Raw genomic sequence first — 20,256 nt, 5'->3', positions numbered from 1 at the left:
CTTTCCACTTTCCACTTTCCACTTTCCACTTTCCACTTTCCACTTTCAACTTTCAACTTACTACTGGTCCTCTTTGGTTAATACCCGATACATAGGCCTCAGATTCAATTTCAGCATCCTTGAAAGCTCCAGTCATAGCAACAGCAACCTTTTCAGCAGTTTCTAAACCACGTGATAAAGCAAATAAGGAAGGTCCAGACCCAGAAATGGAACATCCCAAGGCACCTGCAGCCATAGCTGCCGACTTTACTTCTTTAAATTGAGGAATTAAAATGGAACGGATAGGTTCAATAATTACATCTTCTAAAGACCTAGAGATTAACTCATAGTCAGACAACAATAAACCCGCTGTCAAACCTGCAACATTCCCCATTTGTTCAATCGTTTTACTCAAAGGAATTTCACGTTCCAAAATACTTCTTGCATCTTTAGTATTCACCTCAACTTGTGGATGAACAATTGTAGCAAATAAATCTTCAGGAACCTTTATTTCAATGATATCTAAAGGATTATACGATCGAATAATGACAAAACCACCCAACAAACTTGGACCTACATTATCTGCATGGGCTGAACCACATGCCACACGTTCCCCTTCCATTGCAAAAGGCAAAAGTTCCTTTTGCGACAAGGGCTTGCCCATCAATTCATTTGCAGCAAATACTCCAGCTACTGCAGAAGCCGCAGAAGAACCTAAACCAGAGCCTAAAGGCATATCCTTATGCAATGCCATCGTAAAACCTTGATCTGTTCTTCCGATATGCTCTAAATATTTTTGAATAGCAATTCCAGCAGTATTTTTATGTACTTCTAATGGTAATCGACCTTCATCACCAGTTATTTCTGAAATAATGATTCCAGGAGTGTCTTTTTTAGTCAAAACAACTTCATCACCCGGACGATCCACTGCAAAACCAAAAATATCAAATCCACAGGCTACGTTGGCAACTGTTGCTGGTGCATAAACTCTTACTTGTTCCATCTTATGCTAAATTTCCTAGTGAAACAATATCGGCAAATACGCCAGAAGCTGTTACCTCTGCCCCTGCACCGGGACCTTTGATAACCAAAGGTCTATCGTGGTACCGTTTAGTTGTAAAGGCAATTACATTATCTGCACCATCCATTTGATAAAAAGGATGAGATGAATCAACCTGACGCAATCCAATTGTAATTTTATTATTTTCTAATGCAGCAATGTATCTTAATTTTTTACCATTTTGATGAGCTTCATTAACTAAATTCTCAAAATAGGCATTTGATTTATCCAATTCTTCAAAAAATGAATCTACTGAATTTGCATTTTCACAATTAGCAGGAATTATTTTCTCAATGGTTATATCAGAGAATTCCAATTTTAAACCGATTTCTCTACTTAAAATTAAAATTTTACGGGCGACATCCATGCCAGATAAATCTTCTCTTGGATCAGGTTCTGTATATCCTTTTTCTTTGGCCTGCTTCACAACTTCCATAAAGGATTTACCAGGCACAAATTGGTTAAAAATAAAAGACAATGTACCTGAAAGTACTCCCTCAATTTTCTCAAAACGATCGCCTGAAGCAATTAAGCCTTGTAAGGTATTTATTACAGGCAACCCAGCACCAACATTGGTTTCGTACAAAAATTTTACACCTTTCTGCAATGCAGTTTGATGTAATTCCGCATATTGTTTATAGGGACCGGAATTTGCGACCTTATTCGGAGTTACAACAGAAATATTTGACTTAAATAATCCTAAATAATGGTGGTAAATTTCTTTATCTGCCGTACAATCAGCAAATACCGCATTGGGTAAATTTAACTCTTTGATTTTCTCAATGAAAGTATCTATTTGATTTGGATTACCCTTTTCATTTAATAATTCAATTGCCTCATTGATTGGAATACCAGCTTCATCAATCAATTGCTTTCTAGAATTGGCTATTCCTACCAATTTCACCTTTAATCCTCGATAATTGGCCAAAAACTTCTCTTGTCCTGCCAACTGCTTCAATAAGGTTTTGCCAATCAATCCTGCTCCAACTAAATACAAATGCAAGCTACGTAATTGAGAAAAAAAGAAGGTTTCATGAATTACATTCAAAGCCTTTGAAAGGTCTTTTTGAGCAATCACAACTGATATATTTAATTCAGAGGAACCTTGGGCAGTTGCTACTATATTGATACCATTTTTGCCTAATACAGAAAACAATTTACCGCTAACTCCGGTATGTTTTTTCATCCCTTCTCCCACAATAGCTATCACAGAAAGATCTCTTTGAACCTCTATACCTTCAATATCTCCATCCTGGATTTCTTTTTCAAATGCAGATGTCAAAATTGATTTAACCTTATCTGCCATTTGAGGCTCAATTGCAAAACAAATTGAATGCTCAGAAGATGCCTGGGAAATTAAAATTACGGATACTTTTTCTTTCGATAAAACTGAAAATAATTTAGCTGACACCCCCGCAACACCTACCATACCTGAGCCTTGCAAGTTCACCAAAGCTAACTGGTCGATAGAACTTATTCCAGTAATGATATATTTACTCGAAGCTGGTTTTTTGGTAACAATTGTGCCTTTAAAATCTGCATTAAACGTATTTAAAACTCGAATTGGAATTTCTTTTTGAAAAGCCGGCTGCAAAGAAGGTGGATATATTACTTTGGCGCCGAAATGCGTCAACTCCATAGCTTCCGCATAGGAAATACTTGGAATAGTAAAAGCCGTTGAAACTTTTCTAGGATCAGCCGTCATTATTCCATCTACATCCGTCCAAATTTCAACTTCTTTGACACCTAAAGCAGCACCAATTATAGAAGCTGTATAATCTGAACCACCTCTACCTAGGGTTGTAGTTTCTCCTTTTGTATTTGAACCAATAAACCCTGTTACTAAGCCAATTTTATTTCCCAAATTAGTAAAATAAGATTGAATTAAAGGATTGGAAAGCGTGAAATCTACTTCAGATTTGCCAAATTCATCATTGGTTTTTATGATTTCTCGAGCATCCACAAACTCAACATCTAAATTTTTCTCACGTAAAATATAGAAAATTAAAGTGGTTGAAAGACGCTCTCCAAAACTGACTAAAAGATCTGAGGACTTTGGAGAAATTTCTTTTAAAAGAGTAATCCCTTTCAAAACATCTTTTAATTCATTTACCAAATTGCGAATATTGGCAATGACTTGCGATTGTCCTTTGATAGGAATAAAATGTTTGATTACTTCAAAATGTCGATTTTCAATTTGCTCGACTAATTCCAGTGCATTTTTTTTACCTTTTGAGGCTAGGCTACCAGCTTCCAACAGTTGGTTGGTTACACCACTCATAGCCGAAAATACTACTGAAAATTGGGATTGAGATTTTACATTTTTCTCAATGATGGAAACAACTTGCTCGATACTTTGAATACTTCCGCAGCTAGTTCCTCCGAATTTTAGTATTTTTTCCATAAAATTTGTTTACAAAGCCTCTACAAACAGGCTTTAAGAAACAAATATACCACTTATGACTGATTTTTTCCTAAAATCTTATGTCCTTTCCTTCTTCTTTTTGTCGATTTTCTGAAATTTTCCGACAAAACAGAAATATTTCCATCCACCTCAAACACTGCTAAATCTACTTCTTCTAATTTTTCAACTCCATGTTCTCGAATTGCAACCATCAATTCTTCTTTTGATACCTCCGCCTTACGTAAACCGGAATCAATAATTTTGCCTTGATAAACCAAGGTCACTGGCTCTCCATCTAATAGTTTATCTACCTTTGGAAACAAAAATGTTAATTTTTTGATTAAAAAATTTAAAAGAAAAAGTCCAAGTGCTGAAGCTAATCCACCCAACAAGGATGAATCCTCTCCTACCATTGCATTTTGAACTGAATTGGAAATTAGGAGAATAAATACCAAATCAGTTATGGTTAATTGAGCAAATTCTTTTTTCCCAAAAAGACGAATAGCCGCTACAATGAATATGTAAACGGCTATTGATCTAAGGGCTATATTGAAGTAGCCTTCCATTTATTTTTTCTTTTCTGCGGCCATCACCATAGAAAGGTTCAATTTGGCAGCAAGATCATAAACATTTGTTAAATCTTGAACAGTTTGATTTTTATCCATACGCACTATTAAAGTTGCAGCTTTTTTAATTTGGACCTCAGTAGTTAATTCTTGTTCTAAATTTAATGGGTCAATTTGACGATCATCAATAAAGTAATTCTTATTTTCATCCACTGTCAACTTAATCACTTCATTTGCTGGCGTCTGCGTTGGCTTTGTGCTTTCAGGTAGCAATAATTTAATTGCATCTGGAGAAGCCAAAGTTGAAATCATCAAGAAAAACATCAAAAGAAAGAATAGAATGTCAGCTAAGGCTCCTGTTTCTACTTCTGATTGTTCGCGTTCTCTTTTTCTAAAATTCATTTGTATTCAGATTATTTGCTCGCTGGTTTATGTAAAATATCTAAGAAATCGATTGCTGTAATTTCCATTTTGTTGATTGCTCTATCAATCATAGTCAACAATAAAGTATAAAGTACATAAGCAATGATACCTACGATAAGTCCAGAAGCTGAAGTCACCATTTTCTCGTAAATACCTCCAGCAATTGTTGAAATATCAATTTTATTTGAAATCGAAATATTATGGAATGTACGAATCATTCCCGTTACAGTACCAAGGAATCCAAACATTGGAGCAATTCTCGCAATTGCAGATAGAATACCCAGGTTTTTCTCCATATTATAAATTTCAACTTTTGCCTTATTTTCGATGGCAGTTTCAATGTCACGAATAGGTGAGCCTAAACGCCCAAGACCTTTTTCCAACAATTTTGCAATTGGATATTGAGAATTTTTGCAGTAAGTAACTGCTGACTGAACATTTCCAGCCACCAACATATCATTAATTGTATGCAAGAAATTTTCGTCCAACTTGGCTGTTTTGCGGATATACAAGTATCTTTCAATGAATAAAAAGACTGCACCAGCAAATAAAATACCAATTGGATACATCACATACCCACCTTTAGATAACAGGTCTATAACACTAAAATCTTCTGCAACTTTAGTAGTTTGTTGAACCACTGCAGAATTTGCAACTGTATCTACAACTTGTGCCGTGCTATCGACAATTTGGGAACCTGCTTGTAATAAAATGGTTGTTAGCGAAAATGCCATAAATTAAAAAGTTTTTTAAATTTCAATTAACTACAAGTTTACAATTTTTTTTTTACAATTTTATCAGGTTGGAATAGAATTCCGGAAGGTTTCAAAAAAATATCCTTCTTTTAAACTGAAGTTGGAAAACCATAAGCTTGATTTCCCCATTGCTTGCAAAATCAAATCAATTTCAATCATTGCAGAAGGCAAGATTCCTGCACGAAAAGGTTTCATGCCTGGAAATTTTTCACGCTCCTCTAAAGTCATTTGTTCAAGTAAACGCTTATGCTGGTAAAATATTTCAACAGAGAGTTCCTCTGCATAATTTCCTTCCAACTTATCTTTACAATTTTCAATACACTCCAGATCATAAAGGGTCTCAAATGCACCTGCTGCACCAATCAAATGTAATGGTTTAAACTGTTTAGTTGCTTCAATTAAATCCTTTATTTGAGCTAAAACATATTGCTCCATATCTGCTTTATTTTCAATTGAAAAATTGTTATTTGAATGAAATAAGGACAGCATCTTTAAACCCCCTATTTCATAACTGCCTTTGAAAAGCACTTCCTCTTCTTTGAACAAAATAAACTCAGTACTTCCCCCGCCAATATCCATAATCAAACTGGTTTCTATCCAGGGTTTTGGCATCGATTCCACTACTCCAGAAAAAATTAAATCAGCTTCTCTTTTGCCTGAAATCTTTACAGCTTCAAATCCGTATCTACTTTTGATTTGACTCAAAAATTCTTCTCCATTTAAAGCATTACGGATTATAGAAGTGCCAATAGCGGTCACTCTCCCCTTTAATTCATACTTTTTTATAATTTCAGAAAAGTAATCGAGCGCCACCCATGCCCTATTCAATGCATCTTCTTGTAAAAAACCTGTCTCCATTGCCCCAAGTCCTAGGGATACAGCATAGGTTTGATTTTCTTTAATCGAAATTTGCATTTTTTCAGCATCGAAACCAGCTATTAACAACTGAAAAGTATTGGTCCCCAAGTCAATTATCGCAGATTGATAACCCATTTGAATTATTTAAGGAAAATTAATGATAAATATAGATACACCTTTCAAGTATTTTTAGTTTATTTAATAAATTTTTCATTCAAAACACCTAAATATGTTACATTCTGAATTCGATGAAGAAAATGAAGATATTTTTTCATCAGTCGAGCGTTTTGAACGAATGATTTCAGAGGAAGAAAATTCCTTTTTTGACGTTGACACCCTGGAACAAATTGCCGAATATTATGTAGGCTTAGGAAAAATTGACGAGGCTATTCAAGCATGTGATTTCGGATTAAAACATTTTCCCAATACCTTAGAATTAATTCATATTAAAGCCCTTGCTTTAGCTGAAAATGGCTTGGCTGATGAAGGAATGGAATTGGTAGAATCAGCCGCTTTGTTGTTTCCAAATGATTTGGAATTACAACTTACTAAAGGAACCCTTTTGAGCACCCTAGGTGAACACAGCAAGGCTATTGAATTATTGTTAGGGCTTTTAGATACTTATAACGAGAAAGATGAAATCTATTTTCGACTTGGTACCGTTTACGTAAACTGGTCGAAACACCGTGAAGCTGTGGATATGCTTAAAAAGGCTATAGAGGCTAATCCCGATAATGAGGGTGCATTGGTTGAATTGGCAAATGCCTTAGACAACATAGGCAAAATTGAAGAAAGCATCGAATATTATCAGCGTTTTATCGACAATGATCCGTTTTCTTTCACAGGCTGGTACAATATGGGCATTGCATACGCGAAGCTAAAAATGTACGATAAAGCAATTGATGCATACCAATATTCCATTGCTATTGAACCTACTTTTGCTTCTGCCTATTTCAATTTAGGGAATATTTATATGAACCAAAAATCATATAATTTAGCTGAAGAAGCTTACCTAACTTGTTTAAAATATGATGAACCTAATGCTGAATTATATTGTTGCCTTGGCTCTTGTTTTGAACGACAGAAAAATCTAACTGAGGCAATCAAGTATTATAAGGAAGCCATAAAAGTTTCTAATTTTTGGGATGAGGCATATTATGGCTTAGCCTATTGCCTAACAGAAATGGAAAATTGGTTTGAAGCCCTTCATTTTATCAAAAAGGCCATCAAATTAAATGAAAACGTTGCTTTATACTGGACTGGATTAGGAGATATTGAATCTTATTTAGGCAATACGGTTTCTGCAGATGAAGCTTTCCAAAAATCTATTGAATTGGATTCTTTTTTGGCAATTACTTGGACCAAATGGGCTCAATTGCACTTTGATTTATGTGATTATGAAAAAGCTGCAGATATAATGCTTTCCGCAATTGATGAATTACCTGAAGAGGCCGAGCTCTACTACAGATGTGCCATTTTTCTAATTAAAGGGGGACAGTTTAAGGAGGCTTTTCACTTTCTTGAAACTGGATTATTGTTAGATTATGATAAACATGAACTAATTTTCGATTATTTCCCAGATATTGAAACCCAAAAAGCGATTTATAAATTAATTCAAGAGTATAAAAAAAAGTAATTAATTGATAATTTAAATTTTAACCATATATTAAAAACAAATCAAAACTTATGAAAAAACTATTTTTTTCAGCCTTATTGCTGACCACTAGTATTTTGGGATATTCCCAACAAAAAGCACCAAGCCTAGCTATTCCAGAAAAAATTACAACTGCCGAAGGTATTACAGAATACAAATTGGGCAATGGAATGAAGGTTTTATTATTTCCTGACCCTTCCAAACAAACCATCACGGTTAATGTCACATATTTGGTTGGTTCAAGAAATGAAGGATATGGGGAGACTGGTATGTCGCACCTTTTGGAACACCTTTTATTTAAGGGAACCAATGGAAAACACAAAGAAATTGCCAAAGAAATTTCAGACCACGGAGCTCAGTTCAATGGCACTACTTGGTTAGATCGCACCAATTATTACGAAACTTTTTCAGCAACCGATGAAAACCTGGATTGGGCTTTGGACATGGAAGCGGATCGAATGGTGAATTCTAGAGTAGATAAAAAAGACCTAGAAACAGAAATGACAGTGGTTCGGAATGAGTTTGAAATGAATGAAAACGACCCTGGGAGTATTTTAATGGAACGTATCGTTTCTACAGCGTTTTTGTGGCATAATTATGGCAATTCAACCATTGGAGCTCGGTCAGATATTGAAAAAGTACCAATTGAAAATTTAAAAGCCTATTATCAAAAATATTACCAGCCTGATAATGCTGTTTTATTAATTGCAGGAAAATTTGACCCAAAGAAAACATTGGCATTAATCAATCAGAAATTTGGTGTTTTACCAAAACCTGAAAGAATTTTACCAAAGACCTTTACGGCGGAACCTACACAGGATGGAGAAAGAGAAGTAAGTTTACGTCGTGTGGGCGATGTGCAGGTTGTGGGAATGTCGTACCATATACCATCAGGCTTGCATCCAGATTATGTTGCTTGCGATGTATTAACAGATTTATTAACTGATCAACCATCAGGTAAATTATACAAAGCATTAGTTGAAACAAAAAAAGCATCTTCAGTTGGTGGTTTTACTTTTCAATTAAAAGATCCAGGTTTGGTTTATTTTGCTGCTGAATTATTAAAAGATAAATCAGTTGACACAGTGAAAAAAATCATGCAGGAAACCATTGAACAGTATGCAAAAACGCCTCCGACTCAAGAGGAATTGGATCGCATCAAAACCAAAAACCAAAAAAATATTGAATTGTTATTAAACAATGCGCAACGGGTAGGTTTAGGTTTATCTGAATTTATTGCTTTAGGCGATTGGAGAATGTTATTTCAAACAAGAAATCAATTGGAAAAATTGACTCCTGCAGACATTCAACGAGTGGCTCAACAATATTTTATAAGTTCAAATAGAACAACTGGTGTATTTTATCCTACTGAAAAACCTGTTCGAGCAGAAATCCCAGAAGCAAAGGAAGCCGCGGAGGTTTTAAAAGACTATAAACCCAAAGCAGCTGTTTCAGAAGGAGAAGCATTTGATCCAAGTCCAGCAAATATTGATTCTAGGACTAAAACTGAAACGATTGAGGGAATCAAATTGGCCTTATTAACCAAGAAAACAAGAGGTGGCGCAGTTTTTGCAAGAATGACATTACGTTTTGGAGATGAAAAATCTTTATTAGGTACAAGTACAGCGGCTGATCTAGCGGCTGATATGTTGAGCAAAGGAACAAAAACTAAAACGCGTCAACAATTTCAAGACGAATTAGATAAATTAAAAGCACGAGTTAGCATTTCTGGAGAATCGACTCAGGCTAACATAAGCATCGAAACAACCAAGGAAAATTTAGTCCCTACATTAAAATTAGTTGCAGATGCATTGAAAAATCCAGCATTTGATGCCCAAGAGTTTGAAAAGTTAAAACAAGAAAATTTGACAAGTATTGAAAGTCAAAAAAGTGAACCACAAGCTAAGGCAATGGATGCGATGAACCAATTAACTACTGGACATTTTCCGAAAAATGATGTTCGTTATAAAGCCACCTTGGAGGAATCTGCAGAATTATATAAAAATGTAAAATTAGAGGACGCTGTTGCGTTTTATAAAAATTTCTATGGAGCTTCTAATGCAACTTTTTCAGTTGTAGGAGATTTTGATGAAACTGCAATTAAAGAAGAAATTAAAAATGATTTTTCAAATTGGAAATCACCAAAATCTTTTACCAGAATCCCTGCTATTTACAAGGACTTAAAAGGTCAAAATAAATCGATAGAGACTCCTGATAAGGCAAATGCTTTTTTCTTAGCCTATCAGCCAATTAAAATGAAAGATTCGAACCCAGATTACCCGGCTATGGAATTGAGCAATTATATGTTGGGTGGTGGTTCAGGTTTAAGCTCACGTTTAATGAACAGAATTCGCCAAAAAGATGGATTATCTTATGGTGTAGGATCGCAATTTAGCGCTCATCCAATAGATGAATATGGGGCATTTGTTGGGTATGCAATTTATGCACCAGAAAACTTGGCAAAACTAGAAGCAGCTTTTAAAGAAGAAATTGAAAAGGTTTTAAAAGAAGGCTTCACCCAAAAAGAAATTGATGAAGCAAAGAAATCTTTAATGCAAGCACGCCAAGTATCAAGATCTCAAGATAATTCATTAAGTGGGTTGTTAAATTCAAATCTATATTTAGGCAGAACCATGAAGTGGTCTAAAGAATTAGAAGATAAAATCAACAATTTAACTCCAGAGCAAATATTACAGGCTGTAAGACGAAATATTGACCTAACTAAGATGTCGTTTATTAAAGCTGGAGATTACGAAGGTGCGGCAAAAAAAGCGGCTGAAAAGGCAAAAGACCCAAAGCCAAGTGATGCGGGAGCTGTAGGGGGAGCACCGAAATAAATTGTGAATTATGAGTTATGAATTATGAATTATGAGTTATGAGTTATTTTGAAAAAATCCATAATTCATAATTCATAACTCATAATTTCTAACAGAATTCCTCAAATGCCCCTTCTAAATGGGCCGCAATCATTTCAGCGGAACGACCTTCAATGTGATGACGCTCTACGAAATGGACTAATTCACCATCTTTAAATAAAGCAATGGATGGAGAAGATGGAGGATAAGGTAATGTATATTCTCTAGCTTTTTGTGTTGCCTCTGAATCTACTCCGGCAAAAACAGTTACCAATTGATTCGGTTTTTTTGCAGAAATGGCTACCGCTTCTTTCACTCCTGGACGAGCTGTTCTTGCCGAACAACCGCAAACAGAATTGATAAACAATAAAGTAGTTCCTGGCTTTGCCATAACTTCTTCCACATCTGCTGAAGATTTCAATTCTGAAAAACCTCCTTCTACGATATCCATCCGCATGGGATGTACTAAGTGTTCTGGATACATTCTTTTAATTATTAATTGTTAATTATAAATTGTGAATTATAAAAAGCCGAGTTCAAGTTTTGCAACTTCCGACATCATATCTTGTGAATAAGGTGGGTCAAAAGTAAGCTCAACTGAAACATCTGATACTTCTTCAATTTCTCTGATGGCTTTTTCAATATCTACTGGAATTGCTTCCGCAGAAGGACATGAAGGTGAAGTTAAGGTCATTAACACATAAACGTTATTCACTGGGAAAATTTTAATTTCATAAATTAATCCCAATTCATACACATCTACTGGAATTTCTGGGTCATAAACCGTTTTAATGGCTTTTACAACTTTTTCCTTTAAATCTGCTTCAGTAATCATATTTACTTTTACTTCTTCCATCCGATTAATCTTTTAAAGAAAATGCTAAGGCATAATTCTTCATTTGTTTTACCATAGCCAACAAACCATTTGAACGGGTTTGAGCAAGGTGCTGACTCATCCCGATTTCATCAATGAAATATAAATCAGCCTGTAATATATCTTGTGGAGTTTGATTCGACAAAACGCGAATCAACATACTTATTAATCCTTTAACAATTACAGCCTCTGAATCTGCTTCAAAAATCACTTTCCCCTCTTCAAATTTAGCAGAAAGCCAAACTTTACTTTGACAACCCTTTATTACGTTATCTTCAGTTTTTAATGCCTCAGCCATTGGACTTAATTTTTTACCTAAATCTATTAGGTACTCATATTTTTCTGTCCAATCTTCAAAAAGTCCAAATTCTTCAATAAGCGAATCCTGAATTTGATTGATATTTTTCGCCATTATTTCAACATTAAAACTACTTTTTTCAATGCTTCTACAAAAGCATCTATTTCTTCCTTAGTATTGTAAAACGCAAAAGAAGCTCGACAAGTTCCCACAATATCAAATCGCTGCATCAAAGGCTGCGCGCAATGATGTCCTGTACGGATAGCAATACCGTATTTGTCTAATAAAAGTCCTATATCCTGCGGATGCGTTCCCTCAATTAAGAAACTAACCACAGCAATTTTTTGAGGAGCTGTTCCTATAATTTTCAAACCATCAATTTCCAATAACCTTTTGGATGCATAGCTTAATAGTTCCTTTTCAAGCTCCCAAATTGTTTGATGCGATAAACTATTCAAATAATCTAAACTTGCACCAAATGCAATCACATCAGCAATATTGGGCGTTCCAGCTTCAAATTTATAGGGCAACTCATTATAGGTTGTTCCTGCAAAAGAAACTTCTTTAATCATTTCACCACCACCTTGATAGGGTGGCATTGCATTCAATAATTCTTTTTTGCCGTATAAAACGCCAACTCCAGTGGGTCCAAATAATTTATGAGCAGAAAAAGCTAAAAAATCGACATCTAACTTTTGAACATCTATGGAAATATGAGCTACCGATTGCGCGCCATCAATTAAGACTTTTGCCCCTACGTTATGGGCTTCAGAAATAATTGTTTCAATCGGATTTATTGTTCCAATGGCATTAGAAACATGATTAACTGCAACCAATTTAACCCTTGAATTCAATAAGGATTTAAAGGCTTCCATGTCCAAAACCCCCACTTCTGAAACAGGTATAACCTTAATTTCAGCGCCTTTTTCTTGGGCAATCATTTGCCATGGTACAATATTAGAATGGTGTTCTAAATTCGAAACTATGATTTGGTCGCCATTTCCAACAAAAGCTCTACCAAAAGTTTGGGCAACTAAATTTATACCACCTGTTGTACCAGATGTAAAAATTATTTGCTCTGTACTCGGTGAATTTATAAAATCAGCAATCTTCTTTCGGGTATTTTCATATTTGGCAGTAGCCCGATCAGCCAAAGCATGTGCCCCACGATGAATATTTGCATTATCCATTTCATAATAATGCTTCAATACCTCAATTACCTGTTTAGGTTTTTGGGTCGTAGCTGCATTATCAAAATAAATCAATGGTTTTCCATTGACCATTTGATCTAGAATCGGAAAATCACTTCTATAGGAATTCATTCGCATTAAATCACTAGATCGTTTGAAGCTTCAATTTTTGCAATAATTTTTTCTGAAATACTTTTTCTTGTTTCTTCAAAAGGGATTGTATCAATTACCTCTTGAGCAAACGCTAAAAGCAATAGAGTCTTAGCAGCAGCCAAAGAAATACCTCTTGAACGCATGTAAAATAAGGATTCCTCGTTCAATTGTCCGGTGGTTGTACCATGAGAACATTTCACATCATCAGCCCAAATTTCCAATTGAGGTTTTGTATTCATGGTTGCTTTTTGCGATGCCAACACATTTCTACAACTTTGGAATGCATTGGTTTTCTGCGCATCTTTTCGAACGAAAATCTTACCATTGAAAACACCCGTTGATTGCCCCATCAATACTCCTTTGTATAATTCATTGGATTCGGAATTGGGCAAACGGTGGTCCACCACCGAATGGGTATCCATCAATTGATTAGCTCCAGGAACGTACAAACCATTCAAATTAGAAACCACTTGCTCTCCATTGATATAGAAATGCAAATTGTTTCTAATAATACCTCCATTCAATGAAAATGTAAAGGTGTCTGCTTGAGAATTGGAATCTTGGTACACAAAGGTCTGATCCACATACGTACAAGAATCGCTCAAATTTTGCTCCTTTACATATTTAAACTGGGCACCTTCTGCAAGAAAAACTTCTTGAACAAACGTTGAAAAAACTGGAGTTTCACCTTGAGAATTAGCTGATTCAATGATGGAAAACGAGCTGTCTTTTTCTAAAAAAACAATCATCTTCGATTGAAAGGCTGTATTCTTATCTTGTTTAAGAAATACGGACAAATGAACGGCATCTTCGATTTGAATACCTTCTTTTATCCAAAGAACTAAAGGATTTTCGCAGATAGCTGCATTTAAAGCAAACAATGGATTTTGTTCTAAAATAGGATCTTTACCCTCCCATTTAGCCTTAAATTCTGTTGAATGATTCAACAAATCTTGTAGGGTACAAATTTGCAGTCCATCAATTGAAGCTACTGACAAATTTAATTCCTCCCAACTCCAATCTATCTCATTTAAGTTTTTCAATGAAGTATATTTCCATTCTTCCATTTTGGAAGTTGGGAAACCAACAGCTTGAAAAGATTTTATGGCTAATTCTTTTGACATATCCGACATATTAATCTACCTCAGCTTTAATCCAATCGTAACCTTTTTCCTCTAATTCTAATGCCAATTCCTTGGTTCCAGACTTCACAATACGTCCTTTGTACAACACATGAACAAAATCTGGCACAATATAGTCTAACAAACGCTGGTAGTGAGTTACCACAATTGTTGCATTGTCAGGACCCTTCAATTTATTTACACCTTCTGCAACTATACGCAACGCATCGATGTCCAATCCAGAATCAGTTTCATCTAAAATGGCCAATTTAGGTTCTAATACGGCCATTTGGAATATTTCATTTCTTTTCTTTTCTCCGCCAGAAAACCCTTCGTTTAGGGCTCTTGACAACAAAGATTGGTCGATGTTGACATAAGCCATTTTTTCTTTGAACATCTTCAAAAACTGCACGGCATCCATCGGCTCCTCGCCTCTGTATTTTCTAATTTCATTTACTGCCGATTTCAAAAAGTTGGTTGTTGAAACTCCTGGAATCTCCACAGGATACTGAAAAGCTAAGAAAATACCTTCAGCAGCACGCTCTTCAGGAGCTAGTTCTAAAATATCCTTTCCTTGGAAAATCACAGATCCCTCTGTTACTTCATAATCCTCTCTACCTGCCAAAACAGATGCTAATGTGGACTTACCAGAACCATTGGGTCCCATAATGGCATGAACTTCTCCTGGTTTAATTTCCAAATTAATGCCCTTTAAGATTTCTTTCTCTCCTATTCTCGCATGTAAATTGTTAATTGAAAGCATAAAATTTCTGAATTTTTTATTTTAGGGAACAAAATTACAACAGGAATCGTTCATTTTCTATACTTTATTTAGATTGAATTTAAATAAGTAGAAATTTTTCAAAAATATATTAATTTTGCATAAAATTTAAAGGATATGGTAACTGTAACAGATTTAGCAGCAGAGAAAATTAGAGAACTAAGAGATAAAGAAGGCTTGACCGAGCAATACCATATACGTGTGGCAGTTGAAGGAGGTGGTTGCTCTGGCTTAATGTACAATTTAGATTTTTCTTCTGAAAAGAAAGATAACGACATGGTATTTGAAGACAAGGGTATTCAAATCATGGTTGATAAAAAATCTATCTTATATCTTGCAGGCACAGAATTAGATTTTTCTGATGGTCTAAATGGAAAAGGGTTTCAATTCAAGAATCCTAATGCGGCAAGGACTTGCGGCTGTGGGGAAAGCTTTTCTATATAGTTATGAGTTATGGGTTATGAGTTATGAGTTATGAAATTCAAATACCATAACCCATAACTCATAACTCATAACTCATAATTCATAACTCATAACTCATAACTCATAACTCATAATTCATAATTCATAATCAACTCCCTTCCTTCTAATATAAAGGGCTTCAAAGCCTGATAAACTTTATAAATGGGCAAGCCCATAACCGTGTAAAAAGAACCTTCTAATTTTTCGATACCAACCATTCCGATAAAATCCTGAATTCCATAACCTCCAGCTTTATCCATTGCAGTACCTGATTTTACATAAAATTCCATCTCCCATTGTTCTAATTTTCGAAATGTCACAAAGGCCTCATCTGAATCGGCAATAGATATATTGGGACCCTCTATGGCAAAACCTGTTACTACTTTGTGGGTTTTTCCTGATAAAAGATTTAACATTTGTAAAGCCTCTGCCCTATCCTTCGGTTTATTTAAGATTTGATTTTCTACAATTACTACGGTGTCGGCGGTTAAAACAATTCCTGATGGGATTCCGGTTTCGATTAAGGCCTTGGCTTTTTTCTGTGACAAAAAAACAGGAACCTCTTCCAATGCCATATTTTCATCAAAATTCTCTTCAATATTCGCCGGTAAAACAGTAAAATGAAAACCAGCAGAATGTAAAATCTCCTTTCTTCTTGGCGAATTTGAACCTAAAAACAAAGGTTGCGACAAATTTAATAATGCTTCCATATTCAAATTAAGCCCTTTTTGTCCAATATAACACAATTTTACAAAAATTTTATTTTAAATGTTTTGGAATTTAATGTAACTACATTTAATTTTGCTACATCAAATTTCAAGATATGGGAATTGGAGAAGAAATTAAGCAAAGTAAATTCAATTCGGAGGGCTCAAAGGCTTCTTTGAACGTTGTATTTACAAGTCATTGGATTGGCAAGCAACACACAGATATATTAAAACCATTTGGAATAACTCCTCAACAATTCAATGTTTTGAGAATTTTGAGAGGACAAAACGGAACTCCAATTACGGTACTTGGGATCATGGAACGGATGTTGGATCGAATGTCGAATGCTTCTCGTTTGGTGGACAAATTATTAGAAAAAAAATATGTTCAGCGCAGAGAGTGTCCCAATGACCGAAGAGCAGTAGACATCATAATTCTTCCCAAAGGACTTGAATTGCTTGAGCAAATTGATAAAATCATTTTGAATTGGGAAAGCAAGTTCGAGAAAATGGGAAAAGAAAAGCTTCAACTTTTGAATGAGTTGTTGGATGAATTCCGCAGAAGTGAATAGTGAAGAGTGAAGAGTGAATAGTGAAGAGTGCAACGAACCCTGCAGGGGTTCACTTGTAATAGTCCAGGGTGAAACCCTGGGATTTAAAAAAAAATTAAGTACAACGAACCCCACAGGGGTTCAATTTTAAATAACCCCGAATGAAATTCGGGGAACCAAATAACAAGTAATAACAAAAAAATGAAAAAAGTAAGTATTTTATTATCCGCCTTGACAATTGGATTTGTCTCATTTGCTGCACCAAAAAATGTTGCAGTTTCACCAAAAAGCTCAATCGTTTGGTTAGCAAAAAAAGTAACTGGAGAGCACACAGGTACTGTGGCTATTTCCAAAGCTAGTTTAGCTGTAGATGGCAACAAATTAGTTGGAGGAAACTTCACCATTGATTTAAAAAAAATTGTTTGTTTAGACATCACTGATGCAGAATACAACAAGAAATTTATTGGTCACATCTCTACTGGCGACTTCTTTGAAGTAGAGAAATTCCCTACAGCTTCTTTTGTAATCACTAAAGTTGCAGGAAACCAAATTTCAGGTAATTTGACAGTAAAAGGAATCACAAAAGCAATCTCTTTCCCAGCAAACATTACAGTTGCAGGTGGAAAAGTTTCAGCAAAAGCAAATATCACAATCGACAGAACTGATTTTGGTATTCAATACGGTTCAAAAAAATTCTTTGCAAGCATTGGCGACAAAGCTATCATGGATGAATTTAACTTAAATGTTACATTAATTTCTGAATAATATGACTTTATTAGAATCTTTAGAATGGCGCTATGCTGCCAAAAGAATGTCAGGAGCAAAAGTTTCAGACGACAAAATTGAGCATTTATTAGAGGCAATTCGTTTGAGTGCTTCGGGTTTCGGTCTTCAACCTTACCAAGTATTAGTGATTGAAAATCAAGATTTAAAAGCTCAAATTCAACCCATTGCCTACGGACAACCTCAAATTGTAGAAGCCTCACATTTATTAGTTTTCGCAGCATGGAATGAAGTGACTGAAGAAAAAATCAATCATTTCATCAATACAGTTTCTCAACAAAGAAATGTACCAATTGAAATGTTAGCTGATTACAAAAATGCTATAGCAGGAGGTTTATTGAGTCGTCCACAGGATTTACAAGCCAATTGGGCTGCCAAGCAAGTTTATCTTGCTATGGGAACAGCTTTAGCTGCAGCAGCGGAACTAAGAATTGATTCTACTCCAATGGAAGGATTCATTCCAGCAAAATTGGATGAGTTACTTGGACTTAAAGAAAAAGGATTACATTCAGTTTTAATTTTAGCAGTTGGCGAAAGACATGCGGAAGCAGACTTCATGAGCGGCGCAACAAAAGTTCGTTATCCGAAGGAGGAACTTTTTATAAAATTGTAAATTGTTAATTGTTAATTGTTAATTGTTAATTGTTAATTGTTAATTGTTAATTGTTAATTTTTAATTTTTAATTTTTAATTTTTAATTGTTAATTGTTGATTGTTGATTGTTGATTTTATTAATTTATAATTAACAATTAACAATTAACAATTACCCTTTGGGTACAGCCCTAACTTTGCTCCTTCTGCTAACATAAAATCCCAGGATTTTTCTAAATCATTCGGGATAATTCCTTCTAAAATCGCTTCTCGGATAGCTATTTTAATAATTCCAATTTCCTTACTCGGGCCAATATCAAAGGTTTCCATAATAATTTCACCAGTAATTACTGGTTGAAAATTACGAATCTGATCTTTTTCTTCTACTTCCTTAAGTTTCTGTTCAACTATATCAAAGTTTTTTAGATAGCGTTTTACTTTTTCGCCATTTTTAGAGGTAATATCTGCCCTACAAAGGGCCATCAAGGCCTCTAAATCATCACCTGCTTCAAACAGTAATCGTCGCAAGGCGGCATCTGAAATTTCCTCTTTGGCCAAAGCAATCGGTCGTAAATGAAGACGAACCAATTTTTGAACCAATTTCATTTTTTCATTTAAAGGCAATTTCAAACGCTTGAAAATCCCAGGGACTTGTCGGGCACCGAGGTCCTCATGTCCATGAAACGTCCAGCCTTTTTTCTTATCAAAACGTTTGGTATCAGGCTTAGCAATATCATGCAAAATTGCTGCCCAACGCCACCAAAGATCGTTGGTAGATTTAGTGATATTGTCTAAGACCTGCAAAGTATGGTAAAAATTATCCTTGTGACCCTTCCCTTCTTCGGTATCAACTCCTTTTAATTTGACAAATTCGGGAAAGATAATGGGCAAAATCCCGCAGGCATCTAACAACAAAAAGCCGTAAGAAGGCTTATTGGAAGTAATAATTTTGTTTAATTCATCAGAAATTCTTTCGAACGAAATTATTGAAAGTCGCTCTTTTTCATTTTGGAGTGCTTCAAAAGTTTCCGATTCAATATCAAATCCTAGCTGAGTGGCAAAACGAACAGCACGCATCATGCGCAGAGGATCATCTGAAAACGTAATACTTGGCTCTAGTGGAGTTTTTATAGTTTTAGATTCAAGGTCCTTTAATCCTTCAAATGGGTCAATCAATTTACCCCAATTGTCTGAATTTAAACCAACTGCCAAGGCATTAATGGTAAAATCCCTTCTATTTTGATCGTCTTCTAAACTACCCTCCTCAACTGTTGGCTTTCGCGAATTGAAATCATAGGATTCTTTTCTGGCACCCACAAATTCAAGTTCCCAATCCTCATCAAAACGAAACATAGCTGTTCCGAAATTTTTAAAAACATTTACTGCTTGCTCAGGCAAATTGCACAATCTGGCAGTTTCTATGGCTAAATCAATTCCAGATCCCACACAAACCACATCAATATCTTTACAATCTCGATTGAGTAATTGATCACGAACAAAACCTCCGATCACATAACATTCAACATTTAGATTGTCTGCTGCCTGTCCGATGGTTTTAAAAATAGGATGACTTATAATTTCTAGTCCACTTTTCATTATTCGCGTATTACTTTATAATCACCTCCTATTCCTAATTGCACTATTTTAGAGGCTTTAAGTGTCAACTTATTACTTCCTTCATTTTTCAAAATATAATCAACTTGATTGACTATTTCTGGAGAAATATCGTCAAATTGAATGGCAGATGCCTGTCCTGAAACATTTACAGAGGTGGAAACAACAGCTCGTTGGTATCTAAATAAGAATCCTTTGCAAAATTCATCTTTTACCAAACGAATGGCTATACTACCATCGGGGCCTAAGACATGCTTACTCACATTTTTGCCCTTTGGGTAGATGACTGTCAAAGGTTTTTCTGCAAATTCCACCAAATCCCATGCAATATCTGGCACTTGTTCCACATATTCGTTCAATTGTTCGATTTTTGATATCAACAAAATCAAACCCTTATCAATGGGTCTGTTTTTAATTTGAAAAATCTTTTCAATGGAGGCATCAAAACGAGCATCACAACCCAATGCCCATAATGTATCGCTTGGATAAATAATTACTCCACCTGATTTTAGGGATTGAATTGCCTCTTGATAAATTGCTGGATTCATGAGCACAAAGGTAAAATATTATCTTAACA

21 protein-coding genes are annotated in these 20,256 nt (G+C 35.2%); 6 read left to right on the top strand and 15 right to left on the bottom strand.

Translation table 11 applies throughout. The annotated features are described in order from the left end of the window. Positions 1 to 52: 52 nt before the first annotated feature. From EOJ36_RS00265 to EOJ36_RS00240, 6 genes are all read right to left on the bottom strand, one after another. Entirely contained in the window at positions 53 to 982 is a 930-nt protein-coding gene (locus EOJ36_RS00265) for a homoserine kinase (RefSeq protein WP_127802018.1), read from the bottom strand. A 1-nt stretch (position 983) separates the two neighbouring features. Further along, a complete protein-coding gene (gene thrA / locus EOJ36_RS00260; protein ID WP_127802017.1) occupies positions 984 to 3,443 on the bottom strand; it encodes a bifunctional aspartate kinase/homoserine dehydrogenase I in 2,460 nt (819 codons plus the stop codon). 53 nt (positions 3,444 to 3,496) lie between these two features. Next, the gene (locus EOJ36_RS00255; protein WP_127802016.1) at positions 3,497 to 4,009 is read right to left on the bottom strand and encodes a DUF421 domain-containing protein; all 513 of its coding nucleotides are present in this window, start codon (positions 4,007 to 4,009) and stop codon (positions 3,497 to 3,499) included. After that, positions 4,010 to 4,411 (bottom strand): ExbD/TolR family protein, encoded by a 402-nt coding sequence (locus EOJ36_RS00250; RefSeq protein ID WP_127802015.1) that lies wholly within the window; start codon positions 4,409 to 4,411, stop codon positions 4,010 to 4,012. It abuts the gene before it with no gap. An 11-nt stretch (positions 4,412 to 4,422) separates the two neighbouring features. Then, positions 4,423 to 5,166 (bottom strand): MotA/TolQ/ExbB proton channel family protein, encoded by a 744-nt coding sequence (locus EOJ36_RS00245; RefSeq protein ID WP_127802014.1) that lies wholly within the window; start codon positions 5,164 to 5,166, stop codon positions 4,423 to 4,425. 63 nt (positions 5,167 to 5,229) lie between these two features. Further along, on the bottom strand, positions 5,230 to 6,180 hold the full coding sequence (locus EOJ36_RS00240; protein WP_127802013.1) for a Ppx/GppA phosphatase family protein: 951 nt from the start codon (positions 6,178 to 6,180) through the stop codon (positions 5,230 to 5,232). A 94-nt stretch (positions 6,181 to 6,274) separates the two neighbouring features. On the opposite strand from EOJ36_RS00240, the gene EOJ36_RS00235 reads away from it, so the two are divergent. Beyond that, positions 6,275 to 7,681: a tetratricopeptide repeat protein gene (locus tag EOJ36_RS00235; RefSeq protein WP_127802012.1), complete on the top strand. Its 1,407-nt coding sequence runs from the start codon at positions 6,275 to 6,277 to the stop codon at positions 7,679 to 7,681. Positions 7,682 to 7,731: 50 nt separating this feature from the next. Then, a complete protein-coding gene (locus tag EOJ36_RS00230; protein WP_127802011.1) occupies positions 7,732 to 10,536 on the top strand; it encodes a M16 family metallopeptidase in 2,805 nt (934 codons plus the stop codon). An 88-nt stretch (positions 10,537 to 10,624) separates the two neighbouring features. Here the strand turns inward: EOJ36_RS00230 and EOJ36_RS00225 are convergent, their stop codons facing one another. From EOJ36_RS00225 to sufC, 6 genes are read right to left on the bottom strand one after another with little or no spacing between them, the layout of a single operon-like run. Beyond that, positions 10,625 to 11,038, bottom strand: a complete 414-nt coding sequence (locus tag EOJ36_RS00225; protein ID WP_127802010.1) for a BrxA/BrxB family bacilliredoxin — start codon at positions 11,036 to 11,038, stop codon at positions 10,625 to 10,627. 36 nt (positions 11,039 to 11,074) lie between these two features. Continuing rightward, complete coding sequence (locus tag EOJ36_RS00220; protein ID WP_127802631.1) at positions 11,075 to 11,386, bottom strand: iron-sulfur cluster assembly protein; 312 nt, start codon at positions 11,384 to 11,386, stop codon at positions 11,075 to 11,077. Between the two features lie 28 nt (positions 11,387 to 11,414). Further along, the gene (locus EOJ36_RS00215) at positions 11,415 to 11,840 is read right to left on the bottom strand and encodes a SufE family protein (RefSeq protein WP_127802009.1); all 426 of its coding nucleotides are present in this window, start codon (positions 11,838 to 11,840) and stop codon (positions 11,415 to 11,417) included. Continuing rightward, a complete protein-coding gene (locus tag EOJ36_RS00210) occupies positions 11,840 to 13,048 on the bottom strand; it encodes a cysteine desulfurase (protein ID WP_394342701.1) in 1,209 nt (402 codons plus the stop codon). The genes EOJ36_RS00215 and EOJ36_RS00210 overlap by 1 nt, the downstream gene beginning before the upstream one ends. Positions 13,049 to 13,053: 5 nt before the next feature. Beyond that, on the bottom strand, positions 13,054 to 14,193 hold the full coding sequence (gene sufD, locus EOJ36_RS00205) for a Fe-S cluster assembly protein SufD (RefSeq protein WP_164847792.1): 1,140 nt from the start codon (positions 14,191 to 14,193) through the stop codon (positions 13,054 to 13,056). Positions 14,194 to 14,203: 10 nt separating this feature from the next. Beyond that, positions 14,204 to 14,953: a Fe-S cluster assembly ATPase SufC gene (gene sufC, locus EOJ36_RS00200; protein ID WP_127802006.1), complete on the bottom strand. Its 750-nt coding sequence runs from the start codon at positions 14,951 to 14,953 to the stop codon at positions 14,204 to 14,206. A 135-nt stretch (positions 14,954 to 15,088) separates the two neighbouring features. On the opposite strand from sufC, the gene EOJ36_RS00195 reads away from it, so the two are divergent. Next, on the top strand, positions 15,089 to 15,415 hold the full coding sequence (locus tag EOJ36_RS00195) for a HesB/IscA family protein (RefSeq protein WP_127802005.1): 327 nt from the start codon (positions 15,089 to 15,091) through the stop codon (positions 15,413 to 15,415). Positions 15,416 to 15,522: 107 nt separating this feature from the next. On the opposite strand, the gene EOJ36_RS00190 is transcribed toward EOJ36_RS00195, so the two are convergent. Continuing rightward, entirely contained in the window at positions 15,523 to 16,143 is a 621-nt protein-coding gene (locus EOJ36_RS00190; RefSeq protein WP_127802004.1) for a Maf family protein, read from the bottom strand. 113 nt (positions 16,144 to 16,256) lie between these two features. Between EOJ36_RS00190 and EOJ36_RS00185 the strand changes: the two genes are divergently transcribed. The 3 genes from EOJ36_RS00185 (at position 16,257) to EOJ36_RS00175 (ending at position 18,087) form a co-directional block, all read left to right on the top strand. Beyond that, complete coding sequence (locus EOJ36_RS00185; protein ID WP_127802003.1) at positions 16,257 to 16,712, top strand: MarR family winged helix-turn-helix transcriptional regulator; 456 nt, start codon at positions 16,257 to 16,259, stop codon at positions 16,710 to 16,712. Positions 16,713 to 16,892: 180 nt separating this feature from the next. Continuing rightward, a complete protein-coding gene (locus EOJ36_RS00180; RefSeq protein WP_127802002.1) occupies positions 16,893 to 17,456 on the top strand; it encodes a YceI family protein in 564 nt (187 codons plus the stop codon). Between the two features lies 1 nt (position 17,457). Then, the gene (locus tag EOJ36_RS00175) at positions 17,458 to 18,087 is read left to right on the top strand and encodes an NAD(P)H-dependent oxidoreductase (RefSeq protein ID WP_127802001.1); all 630 of its coding nucleotides are present in this window, start codon (positions 17,458 to 17,460) and stop codon (positions 18,085 to 18,087) included. A gap of 143 nt (positions 18,088 to 18,230) precedes the next feature. Here the strand turns inward: EOJ36_RS00175 and EOJ36_RS00170 are convergent, their stop codons facing one another. Together EOJ36_RS00170 and EOJ36_RS00165 are read right to left on the bottom strand one after the other, a co-directional pair. Beyond that, on the bottom strand, positions 18,231 to 19,661 hold the full coding sequence (locus EOJ36_RS00170; RefSeq protein WP_127802000.1) for a CCA tRNA nucleotidyltransferase: 1,431 nt from the start codon (positions 19,659 to 19,661) through the stop codon (positions 18,231 to 18,233). Then, positions 19,661 to 20,227 carry an L-threonylcarbamoyladenylate synthase gene (locus EOJ36_RS00165; RefSeq protein ID WP_127801999.1) on the bottom strand — a complete coding sequence of 189 codons (567 nt, stop codon included), beginning with the start codon at positions 20,225 to 20,227 and terminating at the stop codon, positions 19,661 to 19,663. Before EOJ36_RS00165 ends, EOJ36_RS00170 begins: the two co-directional genes overlap by 1 nt. Between the last annotated feature and the right edge of the window lie 29 nt (positions 20,228 to 20,256).

It is taken from the genome of Sandaracinomonas limnophila, assembly GCF_004005965.1.
GTDB classification, from domain to species: Bacteria; Bacteroidota; Bacteroidia; order Cytophagales; family Spirosomataceae; genus Sandaracinomonas; species Sandaracinomonas limnophila.
This window is presented reverse-complemented; position numbering and strand designations above follow the sequence as displayed.